At 64.6% G+C, this 20,173-nt stretch carries 16 protein-coding genes and 1 other RNA gene; 12 read left to right on the forward strand and 5 right to left on the reverse strand.

Annotation, left to right across the window (positions count from 1 at the left end; genetic code table 11):
* Positions 1-33 precede the first annotated feature (33 nt).
* Positions 34-453 carry an HIT domain-containing protein gene (locus A6B35_RS07440; RefSeq protein ID WP_006199384.1) on the reverse strand — a complete coding sequence of 140 codons (420 nt, stop codon included), beginning with the start codon at positions 451-453 and terminating at the stop codon, positions 34-36.
* A 200-nt stretch (positions 454-653) separates the two neighbouring features.
* Between A6B35_RS07440 and ffs the strand changes: the two genes are divergently transcribed.
* From ffs to A6B35_RS07495, 11 genes are all read left to right on the forward strand, one after another.
* An RNA gene (gene ffs, locus A6B35_RS07445) (signal recognition particle sRNA small type) lies at positions 654-750 on the forward strand.
* A 105-nt stretch (positions 751-855) separates the two neighbouring features.
* Positions 856-2,673 (forward strand): DNA polymerase III subunit gamma/tau, encoded by a 1,818-nt coding sequence (locus A6B35_RS07450; RefSeq protein ID WP_006199386.1) that lies wholly within the window; start codon positions 856-858, stop codon positions 2,671-2,673.
* Between the two features lie 17 nt (positions 2,674-2,690).
* Entirely contained in the window at positions 2,691-3,014 is a 324-nt protein-coding gene (locus A6B35_RS07455; RefSeq protein ID WP_006199387.1) for a YbaB/EbfC family nucleoid-associated protein, read from the forward strand.
* 217 nt (positions 3,015-3,231) lie between these two features.
* Entirely contained in the window at positions 3,232-4,206 is a 975-nt protein-coding gene (locus A6B35_RS07460) for a cell wall hydrolase (RefSeq protein ID WP_040581738.1), read from the forward strand.
* A gap of 108 nt (positions 4,207-4,314) precedes the next feature.
* On the forward strand, positions 4,315-4,920 hold the full coding sequence (gene recR / locus A6B35_RS07465) for a recombination mediator RecR (RefSeq protein ID WP_006199390.1): 606 nt from the start codon (positions 4,315-4,317) through the stop codon (positions 4,918-4,920).
* Between the two features lie 24 nt (positions 4,921-4,944).
* A complete protein-coding gene (locus tag A6B35_RS07470; protein ID WP_065518163.1) occupies positions 4,945-6,216 on the forward strand; it encodes a lytic murein transglycosylase in 1,272 nt (423 codons plus the stop codon).
* Between the two features lie 258 nt (positions 6,217-6,474).
* Positions 6,475-8,112, forward strand: a complete 1,638-nt coding sequence (locus A6B35_RS07475) for an ABC transporter substrate-binding protein (RefSeq protein WP_065518164.1) — start codon at positions 6,475-6,477, stop codon at positions 8,110-8,112.
* Between the two features lie 18 nt (positions 8,113-8,130).
* On the forward strand, positions 8,131-9,198 hold the full coding sequence (locus tag A6B35_RS07480; protein WP_006205474.1) for an ABC transporter permease: 1,068 nt from the start codon (positions 8,131-8,133) through the stop codon (positions 9,196-9,198).
* On the forward strand, positions 9,195-10,115 hold the full coding sequence (gene nikC / locus A6B35_RS07485) for a nickel transporter permease (RefSeq protein ID WP_006205473.1): 921 nt from the start codon (positions 9,195-9,197) through the stop codon (positions 10,113-10,115). The genes A6B35_RS07480 and nikC overlap by 4 nt, the downstream gene beginning before the upstream one ends.
* The gene (locus tag A6B35_RS07490; protein ID WP_006205472.1) at positions 10,112-10,948 is read left to right on the forward strand and encodes an ABC transporter ATP-binding protein; all 837 of its coding nucleotides are present in this window, start codon (positions 10,112-10,114) and stop codon (positions 10,946-10,948) included. The genes nikC and A6B35_RS07490 overlap by 4 nt, the downstream gene beginning before the upstream one ends.
* Positions 10,945-11,691, forward strand: a complete 747-nt coding sequence (locus A6B35_RS07495) for an ABC transporter ATP-binding protein (RefSeq protein WP_065518308.1) — start codon at positions 10,945-10,947, stop codon at positions 11,689-11,691. Before A6B35_RS07490 ends, A6B35_RS07495 begins: the two co-directional genes overlap by 4 nt.
* A 4-nt stretch (positions 11,692-11,695) precedes the next feature.
* Here A6B35_RS07495 and A6B35_RS07500 read toward each other — a convergent pair whose 3' ends face one another.
* From A6B35_RS07500 to A6B35_RS07510, 3 genes are read right to left on the reverse strand one after another with little or no spacing between them, the layout of a single operon-like run.
* On the reverse strand, positions 11,696-14,785 hold the full coding sequence (locus tag A6B35_RS07500) for an efflux RND transporter permease subunit (RefSeq protein WP_006201113.1): 3,090 nt from the start codon (positions 14,783-14,785) through the stop codon (positions 11,696-11,698).
* Positions 14,782-15,864, reverse strand: coding sequence for an efflux RND transporter periplasmic adaptor subunit (locus tag A6B35_RS07505; RefSeq protein ID WP_006201114.1), 1,083 nt, complete (start codon positions 15,862-15,864; stop codon positions 14,782-14,784). The genes A6B35_RS07500 and A6B35_RS07505 overlap by 4 nt, the downstream gene beginning before the upstream one ends.
* Positions 15,861-16,997 (reverse strand): efflux RND transporter periplasmic adaptor subunit, encoded by a 1,137-nt coding sequence (locus A6B35_RS07510; protein WP_040582415.1) that lies wholly within the window; start codon positions 16,995-16,997, stop codon positions 15,861-15,863. The genes A6B35_RS07505 and A6B35_RS07510 overlap by 4 nt, the downstream gene beginning before the upstream one ends.
* 258 nt (positions 16,998-17,255) lie before the next feature.
* On the opposite strand from A6B35_RS07510, the gene A6B35_RS07515 reads away from it, so the two are divergent.
* Positions 17,256-18,533 (forward strand): 4-aminobutyrate--2-oxoglutarate transaminase, encoded by a 1,278-nt coding sequence (locus A6B35_RS07515; RefSeq protein ID WP_006201117.1) that lies wholly within the window; start codon positions 17,256-17,258, stop codon positions 18,531-18,533.
* Here A6B35_RS07515 and A6B35_RS07520 read toward each other — a convergent pair.
* Positions 18,530-19,783, reverse strand: a complete 1,254-nt coding sequence (locus A6B35_RS07520) for an NAD(P)/FAD-dependent oxidoreductase (protein WP_006201119.1) — start codon at positions 19,781-19,783, stop codon at positions 18,530-18,532. The genes A6B35_RS07515 and A6B35_RS07520 overlap by 4 nt on opposite strands.
* Positions 19,784-20,173: the final 390 nt, after the last annotated feature.

Raw genomic sequence — 20,173 nt, forward strand, 5'->3', positions numbered from 1 at the left:
TCAGAATTGCTCAGGATGGACTCAGGGGTCAGCTTATAACGCCGCCTTGATCGTTTGGGCAAACCGGCGCATGTCGGACTTTTGATAGGGCTCGCGCATGCCGTGTCCCCAGACCGGCCCCGGCCAGCCCGAATCGCCCTCCGAGCGCGCGATGACATGGACGTGCAGCTGGCGCACGATATTGCCGAGCGCGCCGGTGTTGATCTTGGTGCAGCCGGTGGTCCTTTTCAGAGCCTGCGCCACCATGTTGGTCTCGAAGGTCAGCATCGCCTGGTCGAGCGGCGTCATGTCGTGGATTTCCTCCACGCCCGGCCGCTGCGGCACCAGGATCAGCCATGGCCAGCGACGGTCGTTCATGACCCTGAGTTCGCACAGGCCAAGCCACATCAGCTGCTCGCTGTCCGCCTCCAGCCTGGCGTCGAGCGTGAATCCGGCCTTGAGGCCCGGCAGCATCGGCGTTTTCCTCACTTTTATGGGCTTTGCAGCGCTTTTTTGACTCATGGACGCTAGAGCGGCTGCAAGGGGGCTGCAAGCGATTCATTGGCCGGTATTGCGGATTTGAAGGCCCGCAGGGCGAAGAACCTTCCGGGCTTCGTGGCGCCGATTCTCGTGCGCCCTTGCATTTCATCGCCGAATTGCCGATATGGAGCCTGGGAGGTTGGTGGTGGACGATCCACTCGCCAACCGGGTCAGGTCCGGAAGGAAGCAGCCCTAACGAGCCCGGAACGGGTCATTGTTCCAGCCTCCCGCCTCTTCGCCTTTCTGTCGCGACATTGACGGCGCCAAGCCGTGCGGGCGAAACTACGCGCAGGAATCGGCCGCCTTCCGTCGCGGTCCTGGGAGCTTTGACGGCGAATGAGCGAAGCCGGAAATTTGGGGCCTGAAAGTCCGCAGACAGGCAAGGCCGGCGCCTATCGCGTCCTGGCGCGCAAATACCGGCCTTCGAATTTCTCCGAGCTGATCGGCCAGGAGCCGATGGTCCGCACGCTGACCAACGCCTTTGCTTCCGGCCGCATCGCCCAGGCCTGGATGCTGACCGGCGTGCGTGGTGTCGGCAAGACGACGACGGCGCGCATCCTGGCGCGGGCACTCAACTACAAGACCGCCACCGTCGACCAGCCGTCGGTCGACCTTGCCGTCTTGGGGGAGCATTGCCAGGCGATCATGGAAGGCCGCCATGTCGACGTCATCGAGATGGACGCCGCCTCGCACACCGGCATCGACGACATCAGGGACATCATCGAGCGCGTCCGCTATGCGCCGGTCTCGGCTCGCTACAAGGTCTACATCATCGACGAAGTGCACATGCTCTCCACCCAGGCCTTCAACGGCCTGTTGAAGACGCTGGAAGAGCCGCCGCCGCATGTCAAATTCATCTTCGCCACCACCGAAATCCGCAAGGTGCCGATCACCGTTCTGTCGCGCTGCCAGCGCTTCGACCTCAGGCGCATCGATGCCGGCGCGCTGGTCGCGCATCTGTCGTCCATCGCCGGCAAGGAGGGCATTTCGGTCGACGACGACGCGCTGGCGATGATCGCTCGCGCCGCCGAAGGCTCGGCCCGCGATTCGCTTTCCATTCTCGACCAGGCCATCGCCCATGGCAGCGGCGCGGTCAGCGCCGAAGCGGTGCGGGCGATGCTTGGGCTGGCCGACCGCGCCCGCATCGTCGACCTGTTCGAACATGTCATGAATGGCGACGTCGCGGCGGCACTGGCCGAATTCCGCAACCAATACGACACCGGCGCCGATCCGGCCGCGGTGCTCACCGATCTGGCCGAGTTCAATCATCTCGTCACCCGCCTGCGCTTCGTGCCGACGGCGCTGGATGACGCCTCGCTGTCCGAGGACGAGCGTCGGCGCGGCGCCGATTTCGCCGGGACGCTTTCGGTCAGGGTGCTGTCCAGAACATGGCAGATGCTCCTCAAAGGCATCCCCGAGGTGCAGTCGTCCAACCGGCCGGTAAGTGCCGCCGAAATGGTGCTGATCCGGCTCGCGCATGCCGCCGACCTGCCGACGCTGGACGAGGCGCTGAAGTCGCTGGAGGGCGTGGCACCGGTTGCCAATGGGGCGCCGCGTTCGAACGGTGCCCCCGCAAATCCCGGAAATGGTGGCGGCGCAAGCGCTGTTGCGCAGACGCGCATGCCGACGACCGGCGGCGGCGCGCAGACCATGCGGCTGGTCGAGACCGAGCCGATGCCCGCGGCTTTCGTGCCGGCGCCGGAACCCGTCGCTGAGGCCCCGGCCGTTCCGGTGAAATCGCTCGCCGATATCGCCGCCTTGGCCGACACGCATCGCGACATCGCCTTCAAGGTGCTGATCAAGCGTTGCGTGCGCCTGGTGCGCATCGAGCCCGGCCGCATTGACGTCAGCCTGACCGACGACGCGCCGAAGATGCTTCTCAACGACCTGACGACCAAGCTGCGCGCCTGGACCGGCCGCAACTGGCTGGTGTCGCTGTCAAAGGAAACCGGCGGCCAGACAATGGCCGAGATGGAATCGACGAAACGCGAAAACGCCTTCCTCGATGCCAAGAGCGATCCGATCGTCGCCGCCATCCTGGCGCGCTTTCCCGGCGCCAAGATCATCGACGTGCGCATTCCCGACGTGCCGGAAGTCGACGATGCCGAGGCCGACCTGCCGGTCGAGCCAGCGGCGGACGACGAAGAAAACTGAAAACTGAGGACCTAACGATGAAAGATCTTCTCGGCCTGATGGGCAAGGCGAAGGAAATGCAGGCCAAGTTCCAGGCCATGCAGGACGAGATCGCCACGCTGGAAGCCACCGGACAGGCCGGCGGCGGCCTGGTCAGTGTCACGCTGACCGGCAAGTTCGAGATGAAGTCGCTGAAGATCGATCCGTCGCTGTTCAAGGAAGACGAGGTCGAGATTCTCGAGGACCTGCTTCTGGCCGCCCACAATGACGCCAAAAATAAGGTCGAGCAGGTCATGCAGGAGAAGACCAAGGCGCTGACGGCAGGCTTGCCGATCCCGCCCGGAATGAAATTGCCGTTCTGAGCCGGCTCTGACCAGTTAATTGATTATGAACGGAAATTGGACGCCGGGGCTGTTGTTAAGACTTTTCCCGGCGTTGTTCACGCGGGCATTTCCGACCATTCATAAAGTTTTACCTAAGCTGCACGAATGCTAATCCTTTAGCCATCTTTTTGCCGTTAAGAGTCTCATTCTTGCCACATCTCGGGGCGGGCTGGCAGCTGAAAATGAGGCATTTTTGTTGATCGCGACGCGATGGAAGACGCCGCTGCTGCTTAGCATCGTCACTTCTCCCCTGTTCCTGGCCGGTTGCAGCCAGACAACCACGCACGGCATGTCGGTCGCCAGCCTGACCAATGCCATCACGCCAAGCTTCCTTAGCACGCGCGCCTACGGCCACACTCCGAAGGAGAAGGAGTGCCTGGAGCGGGCGATGTTCTTCGAGTCCAACCGGTCCAGCCGCGACGGCATGATCGCCGTCGGCACGGTGGTGATGAACCGGCTGCGCTCAGGCCAGCATGGCAACACCATCTGCGAAGTCGTCGGCGAGAAGGGCCAGTTCGCCCCCGGCGTGATGACGCGGCCGATGAACTCCAAGGCGATGCCCGATGTCGAGGAAGCCGCCGAGGCCGTGCTCAAGGGCGAGCGCAAGGCCAAGCTGAAGAACACCATGTTCTTCCACACCGCCGGCCTGCGCTTCCCCTACAAGAACATGCACTACACGATGGTCGCTGGCGGCAACGCCTTCTATGAGAAGCGCGGCCGCAACTGGAAGCCGCTGCCGGACGAGCCCCAGACGATGGTTGCCTCTGCGACGCCCCGGTCATCGGAACCCGCCGCGCCGGTGCTTGTCGCTTCCGCGGAACCTTTGCCTGGCGTCAAGCCGACCACCGCCAAGGCGACAACTGCCAGGGCGACGGCCGACAAGACAGTTCCCGCCCAGGCAACTTATGTCACTGCAGCAGTAGCGCAGCCGGCGAAATCCTCGCGCGTCGCGGCGGAGGCGAAACCCGCCCCCAAGCAGACCGTTGTGGCGATGCAGGAGCCCATGCAGGAACCGGACGCTTCGCGTTTCGGCGGACCCGCCCCCCAGCAGGTCATCACCTCGTTCCCGGCGCCCCAAGAGGCGGCGATGGGGTTCCAGTCTACGCCTGAGAACACCGATGCCATCGGCGCGATGATCGTCAGCCAGAGCCGGCCGCTCGAAGCCTACTGAGGACGGTCGGCGCTCAGCGTCCTGGCTTGACCACTTATGGCAGGATAGCCTGCGGACGTGCAGCGCTGCGCTGTTCCAAAGCGCGCGAAAAAACCCTAGATCAGTGCGATGTCCAAGCGAATCGCCGGTCCCGAGATCGAACGCCTGATCCAGCTCCTGGCCAAGGTGCCGGGGCTCGGTCCCCGTTCGGCACGGCGTGCCGCCCTTCATCTCATCAAGAAGAAGGAGCAGCTTTTGTCACCGCTCGCCGCCGCCATGGGCGAGGCCGCCGACAAGGTGCGCATCTGCACCACCTGCGGCAATGTCGATACCTCCGACCCCTGCATGATCTGCACCGATCCGCGCCGCGACGCCGCCACGCTGATCGTCGTCGAGGATGTCTCCGACCTGTGGGCGCTGGAGCGGGCAGCCGCCATGAACGTGCGCTACCATGTGCTCGGCGGCACGCTGTCGCCGCTCGACGGGATCGGCCCCGAACAGCTCAACATCCGCTCCCTGGTCGACCGTGTGGCGGGTGGCGAGGTGAAGGAGGTGATCCTCGCCGTCAACGCCACCGTCGAGGGCCAGACCACCGCGCATTACCTGACAGACCAGTTGTCCGGTTTCGAGATCAAGGTCACGCGGCTGGCGCATGGCGTGCCGGTCGGTGGCGAGCTTGATTATCTCGACGAAGGCACGCTCGCTGCCGCGCTACGCTCACGGACGGCGTTTTGACGCAATTGGCGAGGAGGATCTGTGATGGATGATTTTCCTGAAACGATTGCACTCCAGTCTCTGAGGCTGGCTCTGCTTTCGTTGTTTGCAGCGCTAGTTGCCCTCATCCTCGTCAACCCCGCCTCCGCCGCAAAGATCGACGACCAGTTCTACGCCTGGCTGCAGAACGACCTCTGGCCAGAGGCGAAGGCGAAAGGCATCTCCAAGAAAACCTTCGACGAGGCCTTCATCGGCGTGAAGCCGAACCTCAAATTGCCCGACCTGGTCATGCCTGGAGAGAAGCCGAAGACGCCGCAGAAGCAGCACCAGGCAGAGTTCGGTTCGCCCGGGGCCTATTTCGCCGAAAAGACCGTTCGCGCCGTCACCGCCGGCGGGCGGACGCGCGAGGGCTTCAATGCGAGGGTGCTCGGATTGCTCGAGAAGCGCTACGGCGTGCCGGGCGAGGTGCTGCTGGCGATCTGGGGCCGCGAGAGCGGCTTCGGTGCGGCCAAGATGCCTTACGACGCCTTCGAGGTGCTGGGCACCAAGGCCTTCATGTCGACGAAGAAGGATTTTTTCCGCACCGAGGTGCTGGCAGCACTCGAGATCGTCGAGCGCGGCCTGGCCCCGGTCACAGCGATGAAATCGTCCTGGGCCGGCGCGCTCGGCCAGCCGCAATTCATGCCGACATCCTTCCTCAAACACGCCGTCGACTTCGACGGTGACGGCCGGCCCGACATCTGGAACTCGACCCCCGATGTACTCGCCTCGATCGCCAACTATCTCGTCCACTATGGTTGGGTGAGGAACCGCGGCTGGGGGTTCGAGGTGACGGTGCCGCAAAAAGTCTCCTGCTCGCTCGAAGGACCCGACCAGGGCAAGAAGATCTCCGAATGGGTGGCGATGGGCATCAGGCGCGTCGGCACGAAAGCCTTCCCGGCAAGAGAATTGAAGGCCGAGGGCTTTCTCCTGATGCCGGCCGGGCGTAGCGGCCCAGCCTTCATCGTCACGCCGAATTTCTACGTGCTGAAGGAATACAACACCAGCGACCTCTACGCCCTGTTCATCGGCCATGGCGCCGACCGCATCGCCCATGGCGACTCGAATTTTGCCGGCAGTTGGGGGCCGGTCGGCGGACTGCACCGCTCCGACATCGCCACCCTGCAGCGGGCACTCGAGGCCGAGGGCTACGATGTCGGCAGCGCCGACGGCCTGCCCGGCTTCAAGACGCGCCGCTCGATCGGCAGCTGGCAGGCCAAGAACGGCCGTGCCGCCACCTGCTTCCCCGACGCCGATCTGCTCGCCGTGCTGAAGTAGCCCACGCATTGGCAGTTTTTCCCGATTGGCGGCATTGGTTAGCCGGCGTTTGCCTTGGCTCGCCAAGCTGTTCTGGACCAATGTGCGGCCTTGCAGATGCGCGTTGCCGGTTCGGAGACCGCCGGATATGGTGTTGACCAATTGGACAAAAACCACGACGCTAAAGGGTCATGGGGCCGCCGTTCGGCCTCGAAAGAATTCTGCAATCCTGAGCCGGGAACTCAGGTCAACAAACCAACAAAACAGGGAACGATCACCATGATGCTGGAAAAGTTTGCTCTACGCTCACGCGCATTGCTTGCAGGTGCCGCACTGTCCGCGCTGCTCGTAGCACCCGCGTTTGCCGTCACCCCCGCCGACACGCTGGTCGAAGGTTTCGCCATCGACGACATCATCTCCATGGATCCGGGCGAGGCGTTCGAGCTGTCGACCGCGGAGGTCACCGGCAACACCTATGACCTGCTGGTTCGCCTCGATCTCAGCGACACCTCCAAGGTCAAGGGCGACCTCGCCGAAAGCTGGACCGTTTCCGACGACGGCCTGACCTACACGTTCAAACTCAAGCCCGGCCTGAAATTCGCTTCGGGCAATCCGATCACGGCGGCCGATGTCGCCTATTCCTTCGAGCGCGCCGTCAAGCTGGACAAGAGCCCGGCCTTCATCATCAGTCAGTTCGGCATCAGCGGCGACAATGTCGCCGAGAAGGCCAAGGCCGTCGACGACACCACCTTCCAGTTCACCGTCGACAAGGCCTATGCGCCGAGCTTCGTGCTGAATTGCCTGTCGGCCACTGTCGCCTCGGTTGTCGACGCCAAGCTGGTCAAGGAACATGTCGCGGCGGTGACACCGAGCGCCGACTACAAATGGGACAATGACTTTGGCAATGCCTGGCTGAAGACCGGCTATGCCGGCTCCGGCCAGTTCAAGCTGCGCGAATGGCGTGCCAACGAAGCCGTCGTCATGGAGCGCAATGACAATTACTTCGGCGAAAAGGCCAAGCTCGCCCGCGTCATCTACCGCAACATGAAGGAAAGCTCGGCGCAGCGCCTGGCGCTGGAGGCCGGCGACATCGACGTTGCCCGCAACCTCGAGCCGAACGATCTCGACGCCATCGCCAAGAACGCCGATCTGACAACCACCAGCGCGCCCAAGGGCACGGTCTACTACATCAGCCTCAACCAGAAAAACCCCAACCTCGCCAAGCCCGAGGTCCGCCAGGCCTTCAAATATCTGGTCGACTATGACGCGCTGAGCACGACCATCCTCAAGGGCATTGGCGAGATCCACCAATCCTTCCTGCCCAAGGGCGACCTTGGCGCCATCGACGAGAATCCGTTCAAGTTCGACGTCGCCAAGGCCAAGGAACTGCTGGCGAAGGCCGGGCTGGCGGACGGCTTCAGCGTCACCATGGACGTGCGCACCGGCCAGCCGACGACCGGCATGGCGGAATCGATCCAGCAGACGCTGGGCCAGGCAGGCATCAAGCTGGAGATCATCCCCGGCGACGGCAAGCAGACGCTGACCAAGTACCGCGCCCGCAACCACGACATTTATATCGGCCAGTGGGGGCAGGACTATTTCGATCCGAACTCCAACGCCCAGACCTTTGCCTCGAACCCCGACAATTCGGATGAGGGCAAGACCAAGACGCTGGCCTGGCGCAATGCCTGGGACATTCCGGACCTGACCAAGCAAACCGAAGCCGCTCTGCTCGAGAAGGATTCGGCCAAGCGCGCCGACATGTACAAGGATCTGCAGAAGACGATCCTCGACACCAGCCCTTTCGTCGTCATCCACCAGCAGCTGGAGGTGGCCGGCCTGCGCAAGAACCTCAAGGGATTTGCGCTCGGGCCGAGCTTTGACTCCAACTTCGTCGGTTCGGTCTCAAAGGAGTGATGCCGGCGGACGCGCCGCATGAGCGCGGCTGAAAACCAGGTGGCGGCAAGGCGCGGCAGTGCCCGTGCCGTCACTGTTCTGTCAGCGATTGGCCGCTTCCTGGTCATCGCGATCACGACCTATCTCGGTCTTCTCGCGGTGACCTTCTTCATCGGCCGCGTCATCCCGATCGATCCGGTGCTGGCGGTGCTGGGCGACCGGGCGCCGGCCAACGTGGTCGAGCGCACGCGCCGCGAGATGGGGCTCGACCTGCCGTTGATCGAGCAGTTCTACATCTACGTGAAAGGCGCGCTGAACGGCAATTTCGGCACCTCGGTGCTGACCACCAACCCGGTGATGACCGACATCCGCCGCGCCTTTCCGGCGACCATCGAACTGGCGACTCTCGGCACGCTGATCGGCTCGGTCATCGGCGTGCCACTGGGCGTGCTGGCAGCAGTCCGGCGCGGTAGCCTCATCGACCAGATCGTGCGCATCATTGGCCTGATCGGCTATTCCGTGCCGATCTTCTGGCTCGGTTTGCTGGGTCTCGTTCTGTTCTACGCCAAGCTGCAATGGGTCGCTTTCCCGGCGCGGCTCGACGTCGTCTACGAATACACGTTCACGCCGATCACCGGCTTCTACCTTCTCGACGCGGCGATGCAGGGGCAATGGGATGTCTTCTACGACGCCTTTCGCCACATCATCCTGCCGGCCTCGTTGCTCGGTTACTTCTCGCTCGCCTATATCAGCCGCATGACGCGCTCCTTCATGCTGAACGAGCTTTCGCAGGAATACATCGTCGCCGCGCGCGCCAAGGGCCTGTCGGAACGGCGCATCATCTGGGCTCACGCGCTGCGCAATGCCGCGGTGCCGATGGTCACCGTGATCGCGCTTTCCTATGCCGGACTGCTCGAAGGCTCGGTGCTGACCGAAACGGTGTTCTCGTGGCCGGGCATCGGCCTCTACATCACCAATTCGCTGCAGAATGCCGACATGAACGCCGTGCTCGGCGGCACCATCGTCATCGGCTCGGTCTTCATCGCCATCAACCTTCTCTCCGACCTGCTCTACCGGGTGCTCGATCCAAGGACCAAGGCAGGATGAGCGCGGAAACAATCCAGACCCGCCGCGACTGGCTGCTCAGCGATCGGCCGGCTTCGCGCATGCAGGCAAGGCTCGGCCGCGCCTATGTGGCCTGGCGGCGCTTTTCCGCCAACCGGTTGGCATTTGTCGGCCTGCTCATCATCATCGGCCTGCTGGTGGTCGCCGCCTTCGCCGACGTGCTGGCGCCCTATTCGCCGACCATCGGCGACCTCAAGGGCTCGCGGCTCTTGGCACCAAGTGCCGCGCATTGGTTCGGCACCGACGATCTCGGCCGCGACATCTATTCGCGTATCATCTATGGCTCGCGCTGGACGCTCTACGTCGTCATTCTCGTCGCTGTCATCGCAGCGCCCATCGGCCTGCTGGTCGGCACCGTCGCCGGCTATGCTGGTGGCTGGACCGATGCCATCCTGATGCGCATCACCGACATCTTCCTCGCCTTCCCGAAGCTGATCCTGGCGCTGGCCTTCGTCGCGGCCCTTGGCCCCGGCATCGAGAATGCGGTGCTGGCCATCGCCATCACCTCCTGGCCACCTTACGCCCGCATCGCGCGCGCCGAGACGCTGACGGTGCGCAATTCCGATTACATCAAGGCGGTGCAATTGATGGGCGCCTCGCCGTTCCGCATCGTGCTGCGCCACATCATGCCGCTCTGCATCTCCTCGCTGATCATCCGGGTGACGCTCGACATGGCCGGCATCATCCTCACCGCAGCCGGTCTCGGCTTCCTCGGCCTCGGCGCACAGCCGCCGCTGCCGGAATGGGGCGCCATGATCGCATCCGGCCGCCGTTTCGTGCTCGACCAATGGTGGGTCGCCGGCGCGCCGGGCTTCGCCATCCTCATCGTCAGCCTCGGCTTCAACCTGCTCGGCGACGGCCTGCGCGACGCGCTCGATCCAAGGAGTGGTGACCAATGAGCGGCACGCTTCTCGAAGTCGACGACCTGCGCGTCAACTTCCCGACCCGGACCGGCCTGGTCCAGGCGGTGCGCGGCGTTTCCTTCTCGCTCGGCCGCGAGCGGCTCGGCATCGTCGGCGAGAGCGGCTCCGGCAAGTCGCAGACCGGCCGCGCCATCATGGGCTTGACGCCGCCGCAGGCCGAGGTGACGGCGAAAAAACTAGCCTTCGACGGCATCGATCTGCTGGCGGCGCCGGCTCGCCAACGCCGGGCGCTGCGCGGCAAACGCATCGCCATGATCCTGCAGGATCCGAAATATTCGCTCGACCCGGTGATGAGCATCGGCCGCCAGATCGTCGAGACGCTGCGCACGCATGAGAAGGTCGGAAAGGCCGAAGCGCGCGACCGCGCGCTCGCCATGCTGGAGGCGGTGCAGATCCGCGATCCCGCCCGCGTCTTCGACCTGCACCCGCATGAGGTCTCGGGCGGCATGGGCCAGCGCGCCATGATCGCCATGATGCTGATCGCTGGCCCCGAGATGATGATCGCCGACGAGCCGACCTCGGCGCTCGACGTCACCGTGCAGCTCGACGTGCTCGGCATCCTCGACAAGCTGGTCAGCGAACGCGGCATGGGGCTGATCTTCATTTCGCATGATCTGCGCCTGGTCTCCTCCTTCTGCGACCGGGTCATCGTCATGTATGCCGGCAAGGTGGTCGAGCAGCTCAAGGCGTCGGAACTCCGCGACGCCCAGCATCCCTATACGCGTGGCCTGCTCAACTGCATGCCGAGGATTGGCTTCGAACGCCACCCGCTGCCGGTGCTCGACCGCAAGCCGGAGTGGGCGGCATGAATGCGGCGCTTTCCATCGACGGACTGGAGGTGGTGTTCGACCGCTTTCGCGCGCTGAAGGGCGTCAGCCTCGAAGTCAAATCAGGCGACTCCTACGGGCTGGTCGGCGAGAGCGGTTCCGGCAAGTCGACGCTGCTGAAAGCCATCGCCGGGCTGGCGCCCGCCGCATCCGGAACCATCGCCGTCAACGGCAAGACGCTGGGCACGCGCCGCGACAAGGCCTTCTACCGCGAGGTGCAGATGGTCTTCCAGGACCCCTATGGCTCGCTGCACCCGCGCCAGACGGTCGACCGCCTGCTGCAGGAGCCGCTCGCCATCCACGGTTTTGCCGATGGCGAAAAGCGCATTCAGCGCGCGCTCGACGAGGTGGGCCTCGGAACCGGTTTCCGCTTCCGCTATGCGCACCAGCTTTCCGGCGGCCAGCGCCAGCGCGTGGCGATTGCGCGCGCGCTCATCCTCGAACCCTCGATCCTGCTGCTCGACGAGCCGACTTCGGCGCTCGACGCCTCCGTGCAGGCCGAAGTGCTCAACCTGCTGGAAGAGATCCGGCGGCGGCGCAAGCTCACCTTCCTGATGGTCAGCCACGACCTCGCCATCGTCACCCACATGTGCGAGCGGCTGATGGTGATGCAGAACGGCGAAGCGGTGGAGAACCTCACGGCGAGCCAGCTTATCGGCCACCGCGTGACCAAGGATTACACGCGCAACCTACTCAGGGCCTCAGAGGGGTTTGTGAGGGGGTAGCTTTCTATGCCGCTCCACTCTCCGCCAGCGCTTCGCCTTGCGCACTATCCCGTTTCGGTTCCTTGATCCTGAACCACGTCACATAAAGCGCCGGCAGGAACAGCAGCGTGATCGCGGTGCCGGCGATGATGCCGCCCATCATGGCGTAGGCCATCGGTCCCCAGAATACTTCGCGCGCGATCGGGATCAGTGCCAGGCTGGCGGCGGCAGCCGTCAGCGCGATCGGCCGCATGCGGTGTTCGGTCGCCTCGATGACGGCCGCCCAGCGGTCCTTGCCCTCGGCGACGAGGTCTTCGATCTGCACGATCAGGATGACCGAGTTGCGGATCAGGATGCCGATCAGCGCCAGCACGCCGAGGATGGCGACGAAACCGAGCGGCGCGCCGCTGGGCATCAGTGCGGCCACCACGCCGATCAGGCCGAGCGGTGCCACCGCCACCACCAAAAACAGGCGCTGGAAGCTCTGCAGCTGGATCATCAGGATCGTCGCCATGACAAACAGCATCAGCGGCACGACAGCGGCGATCGGCCCCTGGCTTTTGGCGCTTTCCTCGACCGCGCCGGCGGTTTCGACGGAATAGCCCGGTGGCAGCTTGGCGATGAAGGCATCGACCGACGGCTTCAGCTCATTGACGACGGTGGCGGGCAGCACGTCACCGACCAGCCCGGCACGCACTGTAATCGTCGGGATGCGGTCGCGGCGCCATACCGTCGGCTGTTCGAGTTCGTAGCGGAAGTTCGCCACCGCCGCGAGCGGGATCGACTCGCCGGTCCCGGTCGGCAGCTGCATGTTCTGCAGCGTCCCGATCGAGCCGCGCTCGGCCTCGCGTGAGCGGGCCACGACATTGATCAGGTAGGTGGCGTCGCGCACCTGGGTGATGGTGACGCCGCCGACCGTGCTGTTCAGCGCGCTGGCGATGTCCGAGGAGGTGATGCCGAGCTGGCGCGCCTTGTCCTGCAGCACATCGACCCTGAGCACCCGCTGCGGCTCGTTCCAGTCGAAGGTAGGCGCTGCCAGCTTCGGATTGGCGGAAATGATGCCGGCAAACTGCTGCGCCAGGTCCCGCACCGTCTGGATGTCCGGACCGCCGACGCGGTACTGCACCGGGCGTCCGACCGGCGGCCCGAGTTCCAGCGGTTTGACGAAGGCGTCGGTGCCGACGAACTCCTCGCGCAGCAGCTTTTCCAGCGCCGGCTTGACCCGGTTGCGGGCCTCGATGCTCTTGGTGACGATGACGGTCTGGCCGAAATAGGGATTGGCCGGCTGCACGTCGTAGGCGAGCAGGAAGCGCACCGCGCCCTGGCCGATATAGGAGCTGAAATGCTCGATATCGGGATTTCCGGCCAAGGCGCGCCCTTCGAAGCGTTCGATCTGGTCGCGGGTCTCGGCGATCGATGAGTTCTGCGGCAGGTTCCAGTCGACGACCAGCTCCGGCCGGTCCGACGGCGGGAAGAATTGCTGCTGGACCAGGCCGAAGCCGGCGATCGAGGCCGCGAACAACAGCACCGTGGCGAAGATGGTCAGCCAGTGATGGCGCACGGAGCCGACAAGCACACGCCGGAACAGTGAAGTAAAGCGGCCAGGCTGGTCGTGATGCTTGGCCTTCATCGTCGCCGGCAGGATGGTGACGCCGAGCAGCGGCGCGAACAGCACCGCCACGATCCATGACACCAGCAGCGACACGGCGATGACGACGAACAGGGTGAAGGTGTATTCGCCGGCGGCGCTGTTGTTGAGGCCGATCGGGATGAAGCCGGCCACCGTCACCAGCGTGCCGGTCAGCATCGGGAAGGCGGTCGAGGTGTAGACATAGGTCGCCGCCTTGCGCAGATTGTCGCCGACCTCCAGCCGCGCCACCATCATCTCGACCGCGATCATCGCATCGTCGACCAGAAGGCCGAGCGCGATGATCAGCGCGCCCAGCGAAATGCGCTGCAGCGAGATGCCGAGATAGGCCATGACCGTGAAGGTGATGGCCAGCACCAGCGGGATCGACAGCGCCACGACGAAGCCGGCACGCATGCCGAGGCTGATGAAGGACACCGCCAGCACGATGGCCACCGCCTCGAACAAGGCGCGCGTGAAACCGGAAACCGCTTCCTCGACGATCACCGGCTGGTCAGCGACCAGATGCACACCGACGCCGACCGGCAGGTCGGCCAGCACCTTGTTCATCTCCTCGTGCAGGGCTTCGCCGAACTGCAGCAGATTGGCATTCGGCTTCATGCCGATGGCAAGCCCGATCGCATCCTGGCCGTTGAAGCGGAACAGCGCCGTCGGCGGATCGATATAGCCGCGCCTGATCGTCGCCACATCGCTCAGCCGGAAGAAGCGGTCGTTGACGCGCAGATTGATGGCGCGCAGGCTCTCTTCCGAGGTGAACTGGCCGCCGACGCGCACGCTGATGCGCTCCGGCCCGGACTGGATGACGCCGGACGGCGTGATTGCGTTCTGCGCCTGCAGGCTGGCCACGATCGCCTGCTGGTTGAGGCCGAGTGCCGCGATCTGGCGGGTCGAGAATTCGAGGTAGATCGCTTCGTCCTGGGCGCCGACCAGGTCGACCTTGCCGGCGTTCGGCACAGTCAGGATCTGGGTCCTGACATCCTCGGCATAGTCGCGCAGCTGGCGCGGCGTCAGCCCATCGGCGGTGAAGGCGTAGATGTTTCCGTAGACGTCGCCGAAGCGGTCGTTGAAGAACGGGCCTTGCACGCCTTGCGGAAACTGCGCCCAGATGTCGTTGACCATGTTGCGCACCTGAATCCAGGTCGGCACCACATCGCGCGCCTTGGTGGTGTCCTTCAGGTTGACGAAGATAACGGTCTTGCCCGCAGTGGTGACCGAGCGGGTGAAGTCGAGGCTGTCCAGTTCCTCGAGCTTCTTCTCGATACGGTCGGTCACCTGCGTCACCGTCTCGTTGACCGATGCGCCGGGCCAGTTGGCCTGGATGAGCATGGTCTTGATGGTGAAGGCGGGGTCTTCCTCGCGGCCGAGATTGAGGTAGGCAAAGACGCCGGCCACGACGAAGACCAGCATGAAATACCACACCAGCGAGCGATGGTTTAGCGCCCAGTCGGAGAGGTTGAAGCCCTTCATGTGGCCCCTCCTTGCGGGATCTTGACCTTCTGGCCCTCGGTAAGGCTGTGGACGCCGGCGGTGACGACGCGCATCCCGGCTTCGAGCCCCTCGGCGACGGTGAAGGAAGCGGCGCCCTTGGCGGCGACCTTGATATCTCGCGCACTTACGCTCGACGTCTTCTCGTCGACGATCCACACCTTCTCGGCACCATTCTTTTCGAGCAGCGCCGACAGCGGCAATTCGATCGTCGGCGCGACCTTGGCCATGCGTGTCGCCGTCACCGTCGAACCCAGCCTGAAAGCCTGCGGCGGATCGGTGAGCGTCAGCCGGACGCGGCGGGTGCGGGTCGAGCCCTCGGCCTGTGGCGCGATCTCGCGCAGCTTGGCTTCGGTCCGGATGGTTGGCAGCGATTGCAGGATGACCTGGAACGGCGTGCCGGCCGAGAGGTCGCCGGTCAATCGGTCGGGAATGTCGACCACAGCTTCGCGCAGGTCCGAGCGCGCCACGGTGACGACCGTCTGGCCCGGCGAGACCGTCTGGCCGACCTCGGCGCCGACAGCGGTGACGACGCCGTCGAAGTCCGAGAACAGCCGCGCATAGCCAAGCTGCTCCTGCGATTTGGCGAGTGCCGCCTTGGCCCGCTCGACGCCGGCCTCCGCCGCTCGCCTCGCCTGCTGCGCGGCATCGAACACGGCTTGCGAGGTATTGGCCGAGGCAAGCAGCTGCCGTTGCCGTTCCTCGCCGGCGGCGGCGTTGGCGAATTGCGCCTCGGCGTTGGAAAGCTCCGCCCCGGCGGCCTGGAGGGCCAGCTCCAGCGCCGTCGGATCGAGTGTGGCGATCGTCGTTCCCTTGCTGACGATGTCGCCGACCTTGACGTCGCGCGAGACGACCCGGCCGAGCAGCCGGAAGGCAAGGTCGGCGCTGAATTGCGGCTCGACCGAGCCGGCGAAGCCGAAAGTCTCGACGGTCTTCGGTTCGACGACCATCGACAGCACCGGCCGGATGATCTCGGGCGGCGGCTTCTCTTCCGATTGCGAGCAGGCGGCGAGCCACGCAAACAGGGCAGGCGCAAGCAGGATGCGTGGCAGCCGGTTCATTGGCCCGCTCCCATGATCTCGACCGTCTGTCCGGGGCTGAGCAGCTGGCCGCCGGCGGTGACGACGCTTTGCCCCTCCTGCAGTCCCTTGTTGATGACGACCACGCCGGAATCGAAGGCCAGCACCTCGACCGGCGCAGTTGCCACCGCCTTGGTCGAGGGATCGACGATCCAGACGACCGGCTTGCCTTCGCTCGAGGTCAGCGCCTGCCAGGGCAGAAAGATCGCCTTCGCCGGCTTGGCGCTGACCGAGCCGACGACGGCTGCACCGAGCGGCATGCCGGCAGGCGTATCGGGAATGGCGACCTTGACCCGGATCGAACCCGAAGCCGGATCGACCGCAGGCGAGATCTCGCGCACCTTGCCCATCGCCTTGACCTGCGGGTCCGACAACAGCGTGATCGTCACCGCCGGCGATGCCGGCGCCCTCGCAACCAGCGTCTCCTGCACGTTGAAGACCGCATCGCGATCGCCGTCCTCTGCAATGGTGAAGACGGTCTGCGCCGCCTGCACCACTTGTCCGGCTTCGACCTGTCGCGCGGTGATCACGCCGGCCGCGCCCGCCTTGAGTTCGGTGAAGGACAGGTTCTCCTTGGCGTTGGCGAGCGCGCTCTTGGCGGCATCGAGGCTGCCCTGGGCCACCTTCGACGCCTGGTCGGCCGCGTCGTACTCGCGCCTTGTGGTGAAGCCCTGTGCGAGCAACGTCTTCTGCCGCTCGAAGGTGGCCGCGGCCTGGGTCAATTGCGCCTGCGCCGCATCAAGGTCGGCCCGCGCCGAGCGCAGGTCGGATTCCTGTTCCTGCGGATCGATGCGGGCAAGCACCGCGCCCTGATCGACATGCTGGCCGACATCGACGAGCCGTTCGGCGACGCGGCCGCCGACACGGAACGACAAATTGTTCAGCGTGCGCGCCGCGATCACGCCGGTAAGCGAGGTCCTCGGCGCATAGTCGGCCATCGCCACGGTCTCGGCGCGCACCATGACCGGCAGCTTCTTGTCGGCCGCCTCCTGCTTCTGGCAGCCGGTCAGAAGCAGCGGCAGCGCTGCAAAAACGAGCATGGCGCGAGTGGTCGGGAATGACAAAAGGCGAGGGGAAGGCGGCTGCGGGGCGGACGATGTCGCGTTCCTGTTCATGGGTCCCTCACCAGCCAGGGGGCGCAATTGACGACGAGCTGTCACAGGCGACAGCGAGGATAGTCGATCCCCGAGAAAAGGGAACCTGTCTCGTACATGTATCGGCCGACTGGTTAAGAGCGGAGCTATCTACAGATCCGCCACCGGCAGGCTTAATCGCCCGGCAATGCTGCCGACTTGAGGAAAACGTGAAATAAGGTCAGAAGAGGTCTGGAACAGCCAGCAACGAGAACGGGCGCCGGCCCGATGAGGGATGAAATGAAGAATTCAGCCATTTCCGAGCGCAAGAATCAGTCGATTTCACGTGGCGTCGGCATGACGACGCAGATCTACGCCGACCGCGCCGAGAATTCGGAGATCTGGGATGTCGAGGGTCGCCGCTATATCGACTTCTCGTCGGGCATCGCCGTCGTCAACACCGGCCACCGCCATCCCAAGGTGATCGAGGCCGTCAAGGCGCAGCTCGACCGTTTCACCCACACCTGCCACCAGGTGGTGCCGTATGAGAGCTATGTGCGGCTGGCCGAGCGGCTGAACGGGCTGCTGCCCGGCAAGTTCGACAAGAAGACGATTTTCGTCACCACCGGCGCCGAGGCGGTGGAGAACGCCATCAAGATCGCCCGCAACGCCACCGGCCGTCCGGCAGTCATCGCCTTTTCCGGCGGCTTCCACGGCCGCACCTTCATGGGCATGGCGCTGACCGGCAAGGTCGTGCCCTACAAGGTCGGCTTCGGCGCCATGCCGGCTGACGTCTTCCACGCGCCGTTCCCGGTGCCGCTGCATGGCGTTTCCGTCGCCGATTCGCTGGCGGCGCTCGACCGCCTGTTCAAGGCCGATGTCGACCCGGCCCGCGTCGCCGCGATCATCCTCGAGCCCGTGCAGGGCGAGGGCGGTTTCTACGAAGCGCCACGCGATTTCATGGCGGCCCTGCGCAAGATCTGCGACCAGCACGGCATGCTCTTGATCGCCGACGAGGTGCAGACCGGCTTTGCCCGCACCGGCAAGATGTTCGCCATGGATCATCACGAGGTCGCCGCCGACATCACCACCATGGCCAAAAGCCTGGCCGGCGGCTTCCCGCTGGCGGCGGTCACCGGACGCGCCGAACTCATGGATGCGCCGGGCCCCGGCGGCCTCGGCGGCACCTATGGCGGCAGCCCGATCGGCGTCGCCGCAGCCCACGCCGTGCTTGACGTGATCGAGGAGGAAAAGCTCTGCGACCGCGCCAATGCGCTCGGCGCCCGGCTGAAGCAGCGGCTGCAGTCGTTCCGTGATGATGTGCCGGAGATCGTCGATATCAGAGGCCCAGGCTTCATGAACGCGGTCGAGTTCAACGATGTGAAGAAGGGTCTGCCGTCGGCCGAGATCGCCAATGCCGTCAGGCTGAAGGCGCTGGACAAGGGCCTGATCCTGCTCACCTGCGGCGTCTACGGCAATGTCATCCGCTTCCTGTCGCCGATCACCATCCAGGACAGCGTCATGAACGAAGCGCTCGATATTCTGGAAAGCTCGATCCGCGAAGCGCGCGCCGCCTAACCAGCCGCTCGTGCAGGCTCATCCTGTTGGAAGGCGGCTAGCGCCGCCTTCAGTCCCTCGGGTCCGGCCGCAACCGTTTGCGGCGTCGGCGAGAAGCCGGCGCCGAGCATCTTGCGGCCGAGCATGTGGTCGCCGGGGCGGTTGACCGATTCGATGCCTAGCAGCCGATTGGCCGCATAATGGTAGATCGAGAATTTGTTCTCGTTGATGTCGCCCAGCACGACATGGCTGTCGCCGCCTGACGTCAGCCCGACCATCTGCAGCTTCATGTCGCCAATGTCCGACCAGAACCAGGGTACGGCGGAATAGGCGTCCGTATGGCCAAGCACGGTGCGCGCGGCAAGCCGCGCTTGGTCGGTGGCGTTCTGCACCGATTCCAGCCGCACGTCGGCGCCGGTGAACCAGTGCCGGTAGGACGCAGCGTCGCCTATCGCGAGAATCTCGGGCAACGAGCTGCGCATCTGCTGGTCGACGCGGATGCCGTTGGCGGTCGCGATGCCGGCCGCCTCGGCCAGTTCGACATTCGGCACCACGCCGATGCCGATGACGACCATCTGCGCAGGCAGCCGTTCGCCGTCGGAGGTCACGGCGCCCGACACATGGCCGTCTTCACCTTCGAGCCGATCTATGGTGGTTCCGGTGAGGATGCGCACGCCGGTCGCTTCCATCCGCTGCCGGACATGGCTGGCGATGACCGGCGCCACCGCCCGGCCAAGCAGCCGATCGACGGCTTCGACCACCGTTATTTTGCGGCCGGCCGCTCTCAGCGTCGCCGCGATCTCGAGGCCGATGAAGCCGCCGCCGAGGATGACGACATCCTCGCTTTGCGAACTCAACTCGCGGATCAGGCGGGCATCGGCGAGCGAACGCAGCGACAACACGCCGGCAAGTTCCGAACCCGGCAACTTGAGAATGCGCGGCCGCGAGCCGGTCGCCAGGATCAGCCGGTCGAAGCCGAGCGCGCCGCCGCCTGATATCTCCAGCCTGCGGGCGCCGGCATCGATAGCGTCGATCCGGATGCCCGGCCTGTAGTCGACGGCGCTGCCGGTGTAGAAAGCCTCGCCACGCAATGGCTGCGGCTTTGCATCCTGGTCCTTGATGAAGGTCTTCGACAGCGGCGGCTTGTGGTAGGGCAGCTCGCTTTCGTCGCCGATCAGGATAACCGGTCCGTCATAGCCCTCTTCGCGCAGGCTTGCGGCCGCTTGCACGCCCGCATGCCCCGCACCGACAATGACGATACCATTCTTCATCGCAATCCTGCTTTTTTCACATCAAATCTAGACTGTTGCGCCAAGTGGCGATTGTCCGCCGGCGCCGCAAGAGCCCCGATCCGGGTCGCACCGGGAATGGTCGCCTGTCAATCGCCGTGTTTCTGGCGGCATAAGCGCTTAAAGTTGACAGTCGTAGTTTAGAATAATTCTAAACTGTTGTTTCAATTGAATTTTCTGATGCGTGCCAGTTGACTTCCGCCCCCTTCGCCGCTTTATGGAGGCTCGCGCGTCAGCGCATCCCTTTGATGTCTGGGCCTTGAACCCTTTCGATTGGAGGCATTTAGGTGTCTTTCTTCCGCGAACCGCGCAATGGCGCGGCGTCACTTGCGTCCTACGGCATGCCTGTGCCCTGGCACCGGTCGGCACGCA

The sequence above is a fragment of the Mesorhizobium amorphae CCNWGS0123 genome, assembly GCF_001686985.1.
Classification (GTDB): Bacteria; Pseudomonadota; Alphaproteobacteria; order Rhizobiales; family Rhizobiaceae; genus Mesorhizobium; species Mesorhizobium amorphae.

Coding starts and splice junctions, on each gene's coding strand:
- A6B35_RS07440 (WP_006199384.1), bottom strand. CDS start 453: ATGCTGCCGGGCCTCAAGGCCGGATTCACGCTCGACGCCAGGCTGGAG.
- A6B35_RS07450 (WP_006199386.1), top strand. CDS start 856: ATGAGCGAAGCCGGAAATTTGGGGCCTGAAAGTCCGCAGACAGGCAAG.
- A6B35_RS07455 (WP_006199387.1), top strand. CDS start 2,691: ATGAAAGATCTTCTCGGCCTGATGGGCAAGGCGAAGGAAATGCAGGCC.
- recR (WP_006199390.1), top strand. CDS start 4,315: ATGTCCAAGCGAATCGCCGGTCCCGAGATCGAACGCCTGATCCAGCTC.
- A6B35_RS07470 (WP_065518163.1), top strand. CDS start 4,945: ATGGATGATTTTCCTGAAACGATTGCACTCCAGTCTCTGAGGCTGGCT.
- A6B35_RS07475 (WP_065518164.1), top strand. CDS start 6,475: ATGATGCTGGAAAAGTTTGCTCTACGCTCACGCGCATTGCTTGCAGGT.
- A6B35_RS07480 (WP_006205474.1), top strand. CDS start 8,131: ATGAGCGCGGCTGAAAACCAGGTGGCGGCAAGGCGCGGCAGTGCCCGT.
- nikC (WP_006205473.1), top strand. CDS start 9,195: ATGAGCGCGGAAACAATCCAGACCCGCCGCGACTGGCTGCTCAGCGAT.
- A6B35_RS07490 (WP_006205472.1), top strand. CDS start 10,112: ATGAGCGGCACGCTTCTCGAAGTCGACGACCTGCGCGTCAACTTCCCG.
- A6B35_RS07495 (WP_065518308.1), top strand. CDS start 10,945: ATGAATGCGGCGCTTTCCATCGACGGACTGGAGGTGGTGTTCGACCGC.
- A6B35_RS07500 (WP_006201113.1), bottom strand. CDS start 14,785: ATGAAGGGCTTCAACCTCTCCGACTGGGCGCTAAACCATCGCTCGCTG.
- A6B35_RS07505 (WP_006201114.1), bottom strand. CDS start 15,864: ATGAACCGGCTGCCACGCATCCTGCTTGCGCCTGCCCTGTTTGCGTGG.
- A6B35_RS07510 (WP_040582415.1), bottom strand. CDS start 16,997: ATGAACAGGAACGCGACATCGTCCGCCCCGCAGCCGCCTTCCCCTCGC.
- A6B35_RS07515 (WP_006201117.1), top strand. CDS start 17,256: ATGAAGAATTCAGCCATTTCCGAGCGCAAGAATCAGTCGATTTCACGT.
- A6B35_RS07520 (WP_006201119.1), bottom strand. CDS start 19,783: ATGAAGAATGGTATCGTCATTGTCGGTGCGGGGCATGCGGGCGTGCAA.